We start from the raw sequence: 15,454 nt of genomic DNA, 5'->3' as shown, positions 1-15,454 counted from the left end.
TTTTATTACTTGAATGATTACTTTTCCTTCTCTGCGAAGGTTCCGCTCGACGGGGGCCGCTGTAGTCAAGTGACGCGAAATCACACAAGCAATAGATGGTTTCGCTAAGGACTTGGTAATGCTAAGCAAGCTTAGGCGAGCGATACTTACTTAAATTTTAACCATTTTTACGGTGCCCAGTTGAATTACGCTGGCAAATTTGACTCCGCGATCTCTTTGGATGGCCAGAGTTCCCGCTCGCCCGCCTATGTCCATGTCGATTCGTTTACGGCCAAGGCGCACGGTCACGTGCCTGATGGCGCGTTCGTTGTTCCCGACCCGAACCTGATCTTCAACGGCGAGTTCAAGCGCGCAGGTCTCGACCTCGTGCTGTCCCATGAGGGGCACGAGTTCGTCGTTCACGACTATTTCCGGGGCGACAAGCGCGCGGCGATCGCTTCGCCCGATGGCGCGCACCTCACCGGCGACGTCGTCAACGCACTCACAGGCCACGTGCAATATGCGCAGGCGGCGCCGGGGGCTGCTGCCGCGCAGGTCATCGGCCACGTTACCAAGCTCGCGGGCAGCGCGACCGCGGTCCGCAACGGCGTCTCGGTCATCCTGAATAACGGTGACAATGTCGAGAAGGGCGATGTGGTCGCGACCGGCGCGGATTCGACACTGGGCATCACCTTCATCGACGGCACCGTGTTCGGCCTGTCCTCCAATGCGCGGATGGTGCTGAACGAGATGGTCTACGACCCCAACGGGTCGAACAATTCCTCGCTGCTCAGCCTGGTCGCGGGCACCATCACCTTCGTCGCCGGCGAGACCGCCAAGCACGGCGATATGAAGGTCGACACGCCGGTCGCCACCATGGGCATCCGCGGCACCGCGGTGCTGACCCAGATCGATTTCGTCGTTCCCTCCGGCGGCGGCGACCCGCAACCGCAGGCGAGCTTCCAGGTGCTGGTCGAGCCGAGCGGCACGACGGGCTCCTACATCCTGTTCGACAAGGTCACGCTGCTGCCGATCGCGACGGTCAACCAGGCCGGCCAGATGATCCAGATCAGCGGCGGCAACGTCTCGGTCAGCAGCGCGCTGCTGTCGCCGGACGTTCAGAAGCTGATCACGGACGTGTTCACGCTGAAGTTCACCGACAACAACAGCAACACCAAGCTGACCACGAACTTCACCGACACGATCACGCAGACTAGCGCTGGCATCGTGATCAAGACGCCGGCTGGCTACATCGCGACCGCGGTCTTCACGAACCTTAATCCGCAGGACCCGCACGGGCCGGACATTTCCACGCCGACCGTCGGCCGTTTTCCCGGCAAGCCCCTGGTTCAGAGCCTCGATCTCAATGGCAATGTGAAGTCGGTGTTCTCGCTGACGGAGCGCGCGAACACGACCGGCGACACCAAGGATTCCGATACGGTCTCCGGCCGGATCACCTTCCTCGATCAAAACCTGGGCGACCGGCCGACGGTGTCGGTGAACCTCGCCGACGCGCCGAACTATGTCTACAAGAACGCCGGTCAGCAGGACGTCACCGGCTCGCTCACTGCTCTCCAGAAGCAGGACATCGCGGCGACGCAGATCAAGATCGACGTCGTCGCCGACGCTGGCAACAACAACCACGGCTCGGCGGTCTGGACCTACACGATTCCGGACCACGTCTTCGACTTCCTCGCGGCGGGCGAAACGCTGACGCTGACCTACATGGTCCGCGTCGACAACAATTTCTCGCTCAGCCCCGAAACCTCCTTCATCCCGATCACAATCACGATCACCGGCACCAACGACAAGCCGGTGATCACCACCAGCGTCCCGATCATCACCTTCTCCGGCGGCACCAGCGTGCCGGGCGGCCCGCTCACCAGCGATGTCCCTACCTCGGGGACGCTGACCTTCAAGGATGTCGACCTCACCGACACGCATACGGTTGGAGTGTCGCACTTCAGCGCGGTCCTGCCCGACGGCCCCGTGCCCCAGAGCATCCACGACTTCCTTTCGAATGCCTTGTCGGTTTCGATTGCGGCCGGCAATGACAGCACCGGGTCTGGCACGGGAACGATTGCCTGGTCGCTGGCGGATATTCCCGTCTACCTCGCCGACTTCATCCCGAAGGGCGAAGGACTGACGTTGACCTACACCGTGACGGTTACCGATTCGCAAGGCGCGACTTCGGACCAGATCGTCACAGTCACGATCACCGGCACCGATGCTCCTGCCGTGGTGTGGATCGCGACCAGCAAGCCCGACGTCCCGCCCGGCGGCTTCTGGAAGGACGGCGCGAACTGGGAAACCGGCGCCGCGCCGACGATCAATGACGACGTTATCGTCATCACCGACCAGTTACACGGGCTGACGCCCTCCTATCCCGTCACGATCGACGCCGCGGCGTACGGCAAGTCGCTGACGATGGATGATTACGATACGACAGCGCACCACACGGCGCCGGAGGTGATCAACTATAGCACGTTGACGATCGCGGGCACGCTTACGCTCAATGCCGACGCGAAGTTCACCAACTCCGCCGATGGCCACGTTTTCGTCGGCGGCGCGATCGATGTCGAGACGATTACCAGGAAATCTGGTCTGGTCGTCACGAATACCAGCACCATTACGAATGCGGGCACGCTCACTCTGGCCGCAGGCGGCACGATCGATACCCTGACCACCATCACCAATTCCGGCACGATCGATCTCTCCGGCGGCACGCTGGCGCTGAAGAGCAGCATTGCCAACAGCGGCAACGTTACCGTCGACGCCAGCGGCAAGCTCACCGTCAACGGCGCGACAATTGACGGCGGGGCGGGCGATCGCGGGCCCGTGCTGAATGGCGGTACGAGCGATACCCCAGGCGGTACGCATGTCGCGACCAACGATTGGCCCGGCATCGGCGCGGTCACGAATAACGGCGAGCTCGATCTCACCGGCAATGCGGTTCTGAGCAACGGCATCCTGAAGAACAACGCCGTCCTCAAGGTCAGCGGCACGGGCAATGCGCTGGATTACGAGACCGTCACCAATGCCGGCACCATCGAAGTGCTGGCCAACGGCGCGCTCGCGATCGATCAGGGCTCGACCGTCGACAATTCGAGCGGCAACGTCATCGTCGACGGCAATGCCGTGCTGACGCTGGACGAAGCCACGATCAGCGGCGGCTCCATCAACAATTACCGCGGCGTCCTCGGCGGCACGATCGACGTCACAGGCAACAGCAAGCTCGACGGCAACGTGACCCTGAACAAGGGCGCTGTGAAGGTTGAGAGCGGCGTCACGCTGACGCTCGACGACGCGACGGTTGCAGGAGCCGCGATCATCAATTGCGGCATCGTCAAGGTCGACGCGAGCAAGAAGCTGGCGTTGAACGGTGCGACCCTGACCGGCGGCACGCTGACCGTTTCCGGCACGCTGGAGTCCACTGGCACCACCACGATCACCGACACCAATATCTCGAACAGCTATCTGATCGAGGCGATCGGCGGCGTGCTTGCATTGGTGGCGACGACCTCCGCGACCGCGATCACGAATGGCGGCACCATCCAGGCCAATGGCGGCGAGCTCGACATCAACGGCGAGGCCGTCACCAATACCGGCACGCTGGTCGCAATCAACGACGGCACGCTGAAGCTCACCGCGATGACCGTGAACAACGCCGGCGGCACGGTGTCGATCGAGTCCGGCTCGACGCTCGATCTCGCCGGCGCGATCATCGACGGCGGCACGGTGACGGTATCCGGCACGCTGGAATCGATCGGAACGAGCGCCATCGACTGCGCCGGCATCACCAACTCAGGCACGATCTCCGTCACCAGCGGCACGCTGACGATCGATCCCGGCGTTCTCCATGCCATCACCAATCACAGCCTGATCGAGGCGGCGAGCGGCGGCACGCTGAAGCTGACGAGCGCCATCATCACCAACACCGGCGGGATGATCACGGTTGACGGCGCGTCGAAACTCTATCTGACCGACCTCTCGATCAACGGCGGCAGCCTCAGCAATGCCGGCAATCTCTACAGCGTCTCCGGCCTTGACACGATCACAGGCAGCGTCACCAACACCGGCGCCATCGAGGTCCAGAGCGGCACGCTCAACCTTTCCGGCGGCCTCACCGGTGCCGGCACGCTGATCATCGACGACAAGGCGACGCTCGAGCTCGGCGGCGCGGACGCGCAGACCGTCACCTTCGCCGGCGGCATCAATACGCTTCTGCTCGACAAGGTGGCTGGTCAGAGCTTCACCGGCACGATCGCCGGCATGTCGTCGAAGGACGGCACGTTCACGATCGCCGGCGCGGCTAGTATCTCGACCTCGAGCGGCGACGCGCTCGACTTCACCGCATCAGGCGGGACGAGCGGAAACGGCGGCAACATCGTGCTGACGCCGACCGGCACGCTGACCGGCGCGAACAATGGCATCGTCGTCACGCAGAACGGCATCGGCGACATCACGCTGACGACGGCCGGTGCCGTTACCGGCCTGAGCGGCGACGGCATCGTGCTGCACGACGGTGCGAACGGCGCGGGCGACATCACGGCGACCGTCGGCGGCGGCGTTTCCGGCGCCGTCGGTCTCGACGTCGTCTCCCATGGCGCTGGCTACGTCACCATCACGAACAACGGGCACATCACCGGCACGGCCTCGCTCGGCATCCACGTTGACCAGGACGATGCGGGCGCGACCGGCTCGACGCACATCACCAACGCCGGCTCGGTGGTCGGCGCCAACGGCGTCGCTGCGATCTCGATCCAGGAGAACGCGACCGGCACCGCGACGATCGACAATTCCGGCACCATCGGGCCCACTGACGCCTGCACCGTGACTCCGATGACCTATGCGATCGTCGAGACCGGCGGCGCCATCACGATCAACAACACCGGCCACATCAACGGCAACATCTCGGTTGCCAGCGCGACCTTCCACAATGGGGCGACCGGCATCTGGACCGTCGCCGGCACCAGCGTCTTCGGCAATGTGTCCTCGATCGTCAACGCGGGCGAAATCGATCTGCTCAACGGTGCCTCGATTTCCGTGAACGGGTTGGGGATCACCAATTCCAACGAGATCGATAGTTGGGGCACGACGTCGATCACGGGCACCATTACCAACAACCACCTCATCGAGGTGCACACGGGAACGCTGACGCTGTTCGGCTCGCTGTCGGGCTCGGGCTCGGTCACCGTCGATGCCGGCGCGACGCTCGACGTCAAGGATGTGGTATCGCAGACGATCACGCTCGCTGGCGACGGCGCCCATCTTCAGATTGATACGTCGACTTTCGGCGGATCGATCGCGGCGCTGTCCGCGACCGACACGATTGACCTGTCCACCATCAAGTACGGGCCCGGCACCAGCGCGGTCTATGTCGCCAATGCCGATCCCTCGACGGGCGGTGTGCTGACGGTCACCGACGCTGACGGCAACCACATCAGCCTGAAGCTGACAGGCGCCGACTACAGCAGTGCACATTTCGCAGGCAGCAACGATGGCACCGGCCACACGCTGATCACGTTCAATGCGGCCGACGACGCGCCGGCGCTCGACACGGCCACGGCGTCGCTGACCGCCAGTTTCTCCGAGCGTGAAAACACCACCGGCTCCGGAGCGCCCGACCCGGTGCCGACCGCGACCGGCTCAATCGATTTCACCGACATCGACTTGACCGACCGGCCGACGGCGACGATCACGGGCCAATCCGTGACCTGGCTGGGTGTCGATCACACGACACAGCTGGCGCTGACGGGCCAGGAGGAGGCCGCGCTCGAGCAGGCGCTGACGCTCGAGCAGACCGGCAAGAACAATGGCACGATCAGCTGGAGCTATTCGGTCGCCGACAGCGCGCTGGATTTCCTCGGCAAGGGCCAGACCGCGACGGTAGACTCCACGATTGCGCTTGATGACCACCAGGGACAGAAGGACACGGCCGAGGTTACTGTCACGATCACCGGCGCCAACGATGCGCCCACGCTGGCGTCAGTATCCGTCGGGCCGCTGGTGGATACGGCCGTAACCGACCGTTTCTCCAATCTCACCGGGAAGCTGATTGGGACCGATGCCGACAGCGGCGAAACGGCGACACTGACCTTTGCCGTGCTGGATGCACATAACCAGGCAACAAGCATGGTCACGGGCCACTACGGCGCGCTGACCGTCAACCCCGACGGCACCTACAGCTACGTTGCCGATGCCGCGGCGATCAACGCGCTTCCGGCAGGCTCCTATACGGATACTTTCACGGTCCAAACCACCGACGTGCATGGCGCGACCGGCTCGGCGACAGTCACGGTGGGCGTGACGGGTGCCAACGACGCGCCGACCCTGTCCGATCTCAACATAGGCACGCTGACAGACACGGCTGCCGCCGATACTTTCTCCAATCTCACCGGCCAGCTGGCCGGGACCGATGCCGACACCGGCGAGACTGCGACGCTGACTTATTCCGTGCTCGATGCGCATAACCATGCGGCGACGACGGTCGTGGGTCACTATGGCTCGCTGACGGTCAACTCCCACGGTACCTACAGCTACGTTCCCGATGCCGCTGCGATCAACGCGCTTCCGGCAGGCTCCTATTCGGATACTTTCACGGTCCAGACCACCGACGTGCATGGTGCGAGCGGCACGGCGACACTCACGGTGGACGTGACCGGCGCGAACGACGCGCCGGTGTTCAACGTCGACCGGATCAGTGTCACGCAGAACAGCGATGAGCAGGTGATCGTGCACGGTCTGTCGGTTACCGACGCCGATGCTGCCGCCAATGAAACGTTCACGATCGCTGCCACCACCCACGATTCGGGTAGCAACGTGAGCCCGTCATCGGCGGCCGGTTCTTTGGCCTATATCAATGCGAAATTGCAGACGGTCACCTACCGGGAGGGCAGCGGAGAGCCTTCCACGGATAAAGTCACGCTCACCGTGACCGACGGCCACGGCGCGACCGATACGATCAACTTGATTTTCAATCTCGCTGAGAATGCGAATGATCACGTCAGCCTTGCCGGGACGACCGGCAAGGACGTGTTCTTCGGAACGAGCTATCAGGACCAGTTCGTGTTCGCGGCCAACTCGAATCACGACACGATCGTGAATTTCACGCCGCACCAGGACCACATCGACCTGTCGGCAGTTGTGACGACCTCCAGCGTTTCCAACTGGATGAGTCAGCATGTGGCCGCGTCCCCCACGAATTCTGCGGATACCCTGATCACGATCGATCCCGCTGACACCATTTTGTTGAAGGGCGTCAGTGCCAGCGCTCTCCACGCGAGTGACTTCATCGTTCATTCCTGATGACCATTTGGGCGTGGCCGATCGTCTGTACATCCGATCGAAGCTGCCATTGGTCGTCGATGCGTGATATCCAACCAGCATGAAACGTCTCAAGATCCTGCGGCGGTGGTTTGCGCTCAAGTTCGGCTTTGCGCGGCTGATGTGCCTTGCGCTGCTGATCATATTTGCCGCCGTCCGCCTCTGGGATCCGCCGCCGATCCAGGAAGTGCGGCTGCGCACCTTCGACATGTTCCAGCTGATCGATCCGCGCCACAAGGCGACGCGGCCGGTCGTCATCGTCGATATCGACGACAAGAGCCTCGCCAAGCTCGGCCAGTGGCCGTGGCCGCGCACGCGGATCGCCGATCTGATCCTCAACCTCACCAATAGCGGCGCGGTCGCGATCGGCTTCGACGTGGTGTTTTCGGAAGCCGACCGGCTCAATCCGGATCTGGTCGCGAGCCAGATGCGCGATCTGGACGATGCCACTCGCGCCAAGCTGCGGGAGCTGCCGACCAACGACCAGATCTTCGCCGAAGCGATCAAGCGCTCGCGCGTGGTGCTGGGCGAGACCGGTCAGCGGGCGGTCCTGTCGGAGATCGACAAGACGCTGCCCTTCACCGGCGTTGCCACGGTCGGCGAGGAGGGGGCCGAACGCTTCCTGTTCGAATTCCCTGGCCTCTTGCGCAACGTGCCCGTCATCGAGAAGGTCGCCGCCGGCCGCGGCCTGTTCAGCATCAGGACCGACCGCGACGGCCTGATCCGCCGGGTGCCGATGATCATGCGCGCCCAGGGCAACATCATGCCTTCGCTCAGCCTCGAGATCCTGCGTGTCGTGACGGGCACGCCGACGCTCCTGGTCAGGACCGACAAGACCGGCATCAGGGCCGTCCGCATCAAGGGCGTCGAGATTCCGACCGACAAGAACGGCCAGTTCTGGGTGCATTATGCCCGCCAGGATCCGTCGATCTACGTCTCCGCCGCCGACGTGCTCGACAACACGGTGTCGCGCAGCCGGATCGCCGGCAAGCTGGTGCTGATCGGAACCTCAGCGGTTGGGCTCAACGACATCAAGACCACGCCGGTGTCGTCGAACATGCCGGGTGTCGAGGTCCATGCCCAGGTGCTCGAAAGTGTGCTGAGCGGCGCGGTCATTTCCCAGCCGAACTATGCGCTCGGTGTCGAGCTGCTCGCCGCGCTGATTATCGGCCTGCTCGTCATCATCTTCACGCCGAACCTCGGGCCCGTCCGCCTGGTGCTTGCGGGTGCGATGTTCGCCGCCATCCTGATCGGCGTATCCTGGTTCTTCTATTCGCAATATCGCTACCTCATCGACTTCACCTATCCGCTGCTCTCGACCACCGCGATCTATCTGACGCTGATCTTTGCGAGTTTCGTGCGCGAGCAGCGCCAGCGCGTGCAGATCCGCGGCATGTTCGCGCAATACATGTCGCCCGTGCTGGTCGAGCAGCTCGCGCAATCGCCGGAAAAGCTCGTGCTCGGCGGCGAGGAGCGCGAGATGACGATCATGTTCTCCGACGTGCGCGGCTTCACCACGATCTCGGAGAGCTACAAGCACGATCCGCAAGGGCTGATCGCGTTGATGAACCGCTTCCTGACGCCGCTGACCGACGTCATCATCGAGCGGAAGGGCTATATCGACAAATACATGGGCGACGCCATCATGGCGTTCTGGAACGCGCCGCTCGACGATGCCGAGCACGAGGTCAACGCCTGCGAGGCCGCGATCCAGATGCTCGAGCAGATCGACGCGGTCAACAAGGAGCGCGAGCAGGAGGCCATCGACGGCGGCCACGTCTACATCCCGCTCAATGTCGGCATCGGCCTCAACACCGGCATCGGCGTGGTCGGTAACATGGGCTCCGATCTGAAGAAGAACTATTCGGTGCTCGGCGACAGCGTGAACCTCGCCTCGCGCCTCGAAGGCCAGTCGAAGGAGTACGGTTTCCCGATCATCGTCGGCTCCAGGACCGCGCTCGCCGCCAAGGAGAAGTTCGCGATCCTCGAGCTCGACTTCATCATGGTCAAGGGCAAGACCGAACCGGAAGTGATCTACGCCATCGCCGGCCCCGAGGACGTGATGAATTCCGGCGCCTTCCAGCGCCTGCGCAACATCACCATCGAGATGCTCGGCTGCTACCGCCGCCGCGACTGGCAGGGCGCGCTCGACGCCATCGAGCGCGGCCGTCGAAGCGAAGACGCCGACACGCTGGAAAAGCTGTTCAAGCTCTACGAAGCCCGCATCAAGGTTTTCCAGACCAATCCACCGGCCGAGGGATGGTCCGGGGCGTATGCGCTGCTGACGAAGTAGCGGTGCGCGGGCGAAGGGGCGTCGCTGGCGCTACACATTCGCCGTCGTCCCCGCGCACGCGGGGACCCATAACCCCAGGGAGAAGTTGTGGTGCGAGAGTGGCAACCACGAGTCCTCGCCAAACCTCTCCCTGTGGTTATGGGTCCCGGGCTCGCGACTACGTCGCACCCCGGGACGACAGCGGTGTTTGACGGGGCAGTTTGGCTCCAACGCTACCGACGCCGCCATCAACTCCCGTAGGGTGGGCAAAGGCGCACTTGCGCCGTGCCACGTCTTCTCGTTCACTCGTGGGGCACGCTTCGCTTTGCCCACCCTACGATGGCTGTGGTCGCGCGCCGCCCCCTCACTCCATCCCGATCGTCGTCAGGTCCTGGAACCAGTGCTGCGCCTGCACGAACTGCTTGATCTTCGGCGACAGCGCATGCGGGTTGGTGTCGTGAACGACCCAGACCAGCACGGCATCGTCGACGATCAGGGCGTGCGCCTGTGCGATCAGATCGTCCTGCTTGGCGGTGTCGAAAGTCTGCTTGGCCTCGTTGATCAGCGCGTCAACCTCAGGGTTCTTGTAGCCGCCCCAGTTGACACCGACCGGTGCGATCTGGTCGGAGGCGAAGAAGCGGACGATGGCGTAGAGTGGATCGGAGGTGACATAGGCGATGTTGTTGGCGGTGATGCCGGCATTCATGTCGTCGGCCGCGCCCTTGCGCCAGTGCGTATATAATGTCTCGAGCTCGACCACCTTGAAGTCGATGTCGATGCCGATCTCCTTGAAACTCTGCTGCAGGAATTCGTTCATCGGCAGCGACAGCATCTGGCCGGTGCCGCCTTGCGCGATGATGAAGGTGGTCTTCAGCGGCTTCGCCTTGGAGTAGCCGGCCTCCTCGACCAGCTTCCTGGCGGCAGTGAGATCATACTTGATGTCAAACGTCGGCTTGCCGAACCACGGGCTCGACGGGTCGACCTGGCCCTTGGCGGGTTTTGCGAGGCCATTCATCAGGCCGACCACCGCCTCGCGATCGATCGCAAGGTTCAGCGCCTTGCGCAGGCGGATGTCGGTCCAGGGCGAGCCCGGCAGTATGCTGAGGTGATAATTCCAGACATGCGGCGTGATGTTGTCGACGATCTTCATGCCGGCCGCCTTGAGCTGCGGCACGGCATCGGGCGCCGGCGTCTCGATCAGGTCGACCTGGCCGGCCAGCAGCGCGTTGGTGCGCGTCAGCGCTTCCGGCATCGGCACCAGCACGATCTTGTCGGACTTCGGAATCCGCTTCTTGTTCCAGTAGTCCGGATTCTTGGTCAGCTCGGCGAGCTCGCGCGGTACCAGCTTGGTCAGCTTGAACGGGCCGGTGCCGGAAGGCTGGCTTGCGAACTTGTCCCAGTCCTTGCCGAGCTTTTCATATTGCGCCGGGCTCGACACCAGGAACCAGAGCATCTGATAGGGAAAGAAGGAGTCGACAGTCTTGGTGGTGATCTCCACGGTAAAATCGTCGATCTTGGCGTAGCTCGCGACCGAGGGCAGGCGGGTCTTCACCTGCGCGCTCTGTCGCTTGTCGAATTGCGGCGCCTTGTCGTTGAGCACCTTGTCCAGATTCCAGATCACCGCGTCGGCGTTGAACTCGCTGCCGTCGTGAAACTTCACGCCCTTGCGAAGGGCGAAGCGCCATTTGGTCCTGTCGTTGTCGTCGACCTTCCATTCCGTCGCGAGCCCCGGCACCAGCTTGCCGGGCCGGTCGGCGACGTCCATCTCCCACGCAACGAGCGGATCGTAGATCGTGTAGGCCGTGAACTGGTAGGCGCCGGCGCCGCGATCGGGCTGGCCGGTCGTCAGCGGAATATCCGCCATCGAGATGCCATAGCGCACGACCGTTTCGGCCCGCGCCGGGATTGCGGATAACGCCAGGGCAAGCACGGCGAGACAGGTCGATAGTCGGACACGCATGGCCCAATACTCCCAGGAAGAACTCAGGGCCAAACTTGCAATCTTGATGCCAGAATAGGCAGCGCGGCGCCTGCGCAGGTGCACAATCACAAGGACTTGTCGTCGCAGGGGCAATTTGCAGAATAAGTTTCCCCACTGGCACAGCCATTGCATACGATTGCTTCAAAATTAATCATCGGAAGCCGGAAGAGGATTGAGGCGATGCTTATCAAGAAGACGACCACTCGCGCGGCGCTGATCGCGTTGCTGGCGCTCGGTAGTGCGGCCGCATGGCCGCGCGTGGCCAGCGCCGACACAGTGCTGCGCATCGGCATGACCGCTGCCGATATTCCGCGCACGCTGGGCCAGCCCGATCAGGGCTTTGAAGGCAATCGCTTCACTGGCCTCACCATGTACGATGCGCTGACCGGGTGGGATCTGTCCTCGGCCGACAAGGCGAGCGTGGTGATCCCCGGCCTTGCGACCGAGTGGAAGGTCGACGATGCCGACAAGACCAAGTGGATTTTCAAGTTGCGCCCCGGCGTCACCTTCCATGACGGCTCGCCGTTCAACGCAGACGCCGTGGTCTGGAACGTCGACAAGGTGTTGAAGCAGGACGCGCCGCAGTTCGACGCCAGCCAGGTCGGCGTCACCGCCTCACGCATGCCGACGCTGGCCTCCGCGAAGAAGATCGACGACATGACTGTCGAGCTCACCACCAAGGAGCCCGACAGCTTCCTGCCGATCAACCTCACCAATCTCTTCATGGCGAGCCCGGCGAAGTGGCAGGCCTTCTACGACAAGGCGGAAGGCACTGACGCCAAGGCCAAGTCGCAGGCCGCCTGGACCGCGTTCGCCAAGGACGCTTCCGGCACCGGCCCGTGGAAAATGTCGAGCTTCACCCCGCGCGAGCGGCTCGAGCTCGTCAAGAACGCGAACTATTGGGACAAGGCGCGCGTGCCCAAGGTCGACAAGATGGTGCTGTTGCCGATGCCGGAAGCGAATGCGCGCACCGCGGCGCTGCTCTCCGGACAGGTCGATTGGGTCGAGGCGCCGGCGCCGGACGCGCTGCCCGAGCTCAAGCAGCGCGGCTTCAAGCTCTACGCCAACGAGCAGCCGCATGTTTGGCCGTGGCAGTTCTCGCGCATCGAAGGCTCGCCCTGGAACGACATCCGCGTGCGCAAGGCCGCGAACCTCTGCGTCGATCGCGAAGGCCTCAAGGACGGCCTGCTCGCAGGCCTGATGGTGCCCGCGACCGGCACCTTCGAGCCCGGCCATCCCTGGCGGGGCAAGCCGACCTTCGAGATCAAATACGACAAGGCTGCTGCCCAGAAGCTGATGCAGGAGGCAGGTTTTGGTCCGAACAAGAAGCTGACGGTGAAGATCCAGACCTCGGCCTCCGGCTCGGGCCAGATGCAGCCGCTGCCGATGAACGAGTATCTGCAGCAGGCGCTCGCCGAGTGCTACTTCGATGTGCAGCTCGACGTCATCGAGTGGAACACCTTGTTCACCAACTGGCGCCGCGGCGCCAAGGACCCCTCTGCCAACGGCTCGAATGCGACCAACGTCACCTATGCGGCGATGGATCCGTTCTTCGCGCTGGTGCGCTTCCTGCAGTCGGGCATGGCGCCGCCGGTCTCGAACAATTGGGGCTTCATCAACAATCCCAAGTTCGACGAGCTCGTGAAGAAGGCGCGGCAGACCTTCGAACCAGCTGCGCGTGACGCCGCGCTCGCCGAGTTGCATGCGGCTTCCGTCGACGACGCAGCCTTCCTCTACGTCGCCCACGACGTCGGCCCTCGCGCCATCAGCCCGAAGGTGACAGGCGTCGTGCAGCCGAAGAGCTGGTTCATCGACTTCTCGCCGGTGTCGATGGCGCCGTAAGGTGAGCACGCTGGTAGGGCTCCCCTCCCCCTTGCGGGGAGAGGGGCTGGGGAAGGGGGGCACACGGGCGGTCCCTGCGTGGCCACCCCTCTCCCTAACCCTCCCCCGCAAGGGGGGAGGGAACCCTCGCATCTCGTGTCCCTTACTGAAGCCCGCGCACCCAATCGTGCGTCATCACGTTAGGTAAGTCAGTGCTCGCCTATATCGCCAGACGCATCGTCTACGTTATCCCGATCGTCATCAGCGTGGCGCTGGTGTGCTTTCTGCTCGTGCACATCACGCCGGGCGATCCGCTGGTCGCGGTGCTGCCGGCCGATGCCTCGCAGGAGCTTGCCGCGCAGCTCCGCGCCGCCTACGGCTTCGACCGACCGCTGCCGGTGCAGTTCGGCCTCTGGCTGATGCGCGCGCTGCACGGCGATCTCGGCAATTCCATCGCGACGGGGCGCCCCGTGCTCGCCGAGGTCATGCGCGCGGTTGGCAACACCGTCACGCTCGCGATTGCCGCCGCCATCATCGGCTTCACCATGGGCATCCTCCTCGGCCTAATCGCGGGCTATTTCCGCGAGACCTGGATCGACAAGGTCGCGACCTCCTTTGCCATCGCCGGCGTGTCGGTGCCGCATTACTGGCTTGGCATGGTGCTCGTCATCATCTTCTCGGTCCAGCTGAACTGGTTGCCCGCGGTCGGCGCCGGACCCAACGGCTCCAACTCCTGGGCCTGGGACTGGGCGCACCTGAAATATCTCGTGCTGCCGGCGATCACGACCTCCGTGATTCCGATGGGCGTCGTTACCCGCACGGTGCGTGCGCTCACCGGCGACATCCTCTCGCAGGATTTTGTCGAGGCGCTGCGCGCGAAAGGCCTGCACGAGCGGGGCGTCTTCCGTCACGTCATCAAGAACGCCGCCCCCACCGCGCTCGCGGTGATGGGCCTCCAGCTCGGTTACATGCTCGGCGGCTCGATCCTGATCGAGACCGTGTTCTCCTGGCCGGGCTCGGGCTTCCTGCTCAATTCGGCGATCTTCCAGCGCGACCTGCCGCTGTTGCAGGGCACGATCCTGATTCTGGCGCTGTTCTTCGTCTTTCTCAATCTGCTGGTCGACATCGCGCAGGCCGCGATCGATCCGCGCATCAAGCGGGGCTAGCCGATGAGCGAGTTTCCGCTATCTGCGACCAGTGATGCCGCGCTCCAGGCCGCGCCCGCGAGCAAGGCACGCGGCTATTGGGCGACCGTCGGCCGCCGCATCACGCGCGACAAGGTCAGCATGGCCTGCGCGCTGGTGCTGCTGCTGATCTTCCTGTCCGCGATTCTTGCGCCCTGGCTGGGGCTGGAGGATCCCTACAAGGGTTCGATGATCCGTCGCCTTCGCCACATCGGAACAGTAGGCTATCCGCTCGGCACCGACGAGCTCGGCCGCGACATGCTGGCGCGGCTGGTCTATGGCGGGCGGCTGTCGTTGGTCATCGGTATCCTGCCCGTGATCCTGGCGTTCTGCATCGGCACCTCGCTCGGCATCATTGCCGGCTATGTCGGCGGCAAGCTCAACACCGCGATCATGCGCACGGTCGACGTGTTCTACGCCTTCCCCTCCGTGCTGCTGGCGATCGCGATCTCCGGCGCGCTCGGGGCCGGCATCCTCAATTCCATCGTGGCGCTCACGATCGTGTTCGTGCCGCAGATCACCCGCGTTGCCGAAAGCGTCACCACCGGCGTGCGCAACATGGACTTCGTCGAGGCCGCGCGTGCCTCCGGCGCAGGGCCCTTCACCATCATGCGCGTGCATATCCTCGGCAACGTGCTGGGCTCGATCTTCGTCTATGCCACCAGCCTGATCTCGGTCTCGATGATCCTGGCGGCAGGCCTCTCCTTCCTCGGCCTCGGCACCAAGCCACCGGAGCCGGAATGGGGCCTGATGCTGAACACCTTGCGCACCGCGATCTACGTCAATCCCTGGGTCGCCGCATTGCCCGGCGCGATGATCTTCGCCGTCTCGATCTGCTTCAACCTGCTCTCGGACGGCCTGCGCAGCGCCATGGACATCAGGAACTAGGCC

6 protein-coding genes are annotated in these 15,454 nt (G+C 63.6%); 5 read left to right on the top strand and 1 reads right to left on the bottom strand.

Going from position 1 to position 15,454, the window contains the following annotated elements:
- The first annotated feature begins 180 nt into the window (after nt 1-180).
- Together AC630_RS17090 and AC630_RS17085 are read left to right on the top strand one after the other, a co-directional pair.
- Nucleotides 181-7,287 carry a VCBS domain-containing protein gene (locus AC630_RS17090; protein WP_083636298.1) on the top strand — a complete coding sequence of 2,369 codons (7,107 nt, stop codon included), beginning with the start codon at nt 181-183 and terminating at the stop codon, nt 7,285-7,287.
- 79 nt (nt 7,288-7,366) lie between these two features.
- Nucleotides 7,367-9,598 carry a CHASE2 domain-containing protein gene (locus tag AC630_RS17085; RefSeq protein ID WP_074119664.1) on the top strand — a complete coding sequence of 744 codons (2,232 nt, stop codon included), beginning with the start codon at nt 7,367-7,369 and terminating at the stop codon, nt 9,596-9,598.
- Between the two features lie 343 nt (nt 9,599-9,941).
- On the opposite strand, the gene AC630_RS17080 is transcribed toward AC630_RS17085, so the two are convergent.
- On the bottom strand, nt 9,942-11,537 hold the full coding sequence (locus AC630_RS17080) for an ABC transporter substrate-binding protein (protein WP_074119669.1): 1,596 nt from the start codon (nt 11,535-11,537) through the stop codon (nt 9,942-9,944).
- 201 nt (nt 11,538-11,738) lie between these two features.
- Between AC630_RS17080 and AC630_RS17075 the strand changes: the two genes are divergently transcribed.
- The 3 genes from AC630_RS17075 (at nt 11,739) to AC630_RS17065 (ending at nt 15,451) form a co-directional block, all read left to right on the top strand.
- Nucleotides 11,739-13,400 (top strand): ABC transporter substrate-binding protein, encoded by a 1,662-nt coding sequence (locus AC630_RS17075; RefSeq protein WP_074119663.1) that lies wholly within the window; start codon nt 11,739-11,741, stop codon nt 13,398-13,400.
- Nucleotides 13,401-13,591: 191 nt separating this feature from the next.
- Nucleotides 13,592-14,545, top strand: coding sequence for an ABC transporter permease (locus tag AC630_RS17070; protein ID WP_074119662.1), 954 nt, complete (start codon nt 13,592-13,594; stop codon nt 14,543-14,545).
- 3 nt (nt 14,546-14,548) lie between these two features.
- Complete coding sequence (locus tag AC630_RS17065; protein ID WP_074119661.1) at nt 14,549-15,451, top strand: ABC transporter permease; 903 nt, start codon at nt 14,549-14,551, stop codon at nt 15,449-15,451.
- Nucleotides 15,452-15,454: the final 3 nt, after the last annotated feature.

It is taken from the genome of Bradyrhizobium sp. AS23.2 (assembly GCF_001908185.1).
In the GTDB taxonomy this organism is placed as follows: Bacteria; Pseudomonadota; Alphaproteobacteria; order Rhizobiales; family Xanthobacteraceae; genus Bradyrhizobium.
The sequence above is the reverse complement of the archived record's forward strand: the minus strand, read 5'-3'. Positions and strand labels throughout refer to the sequence as shown.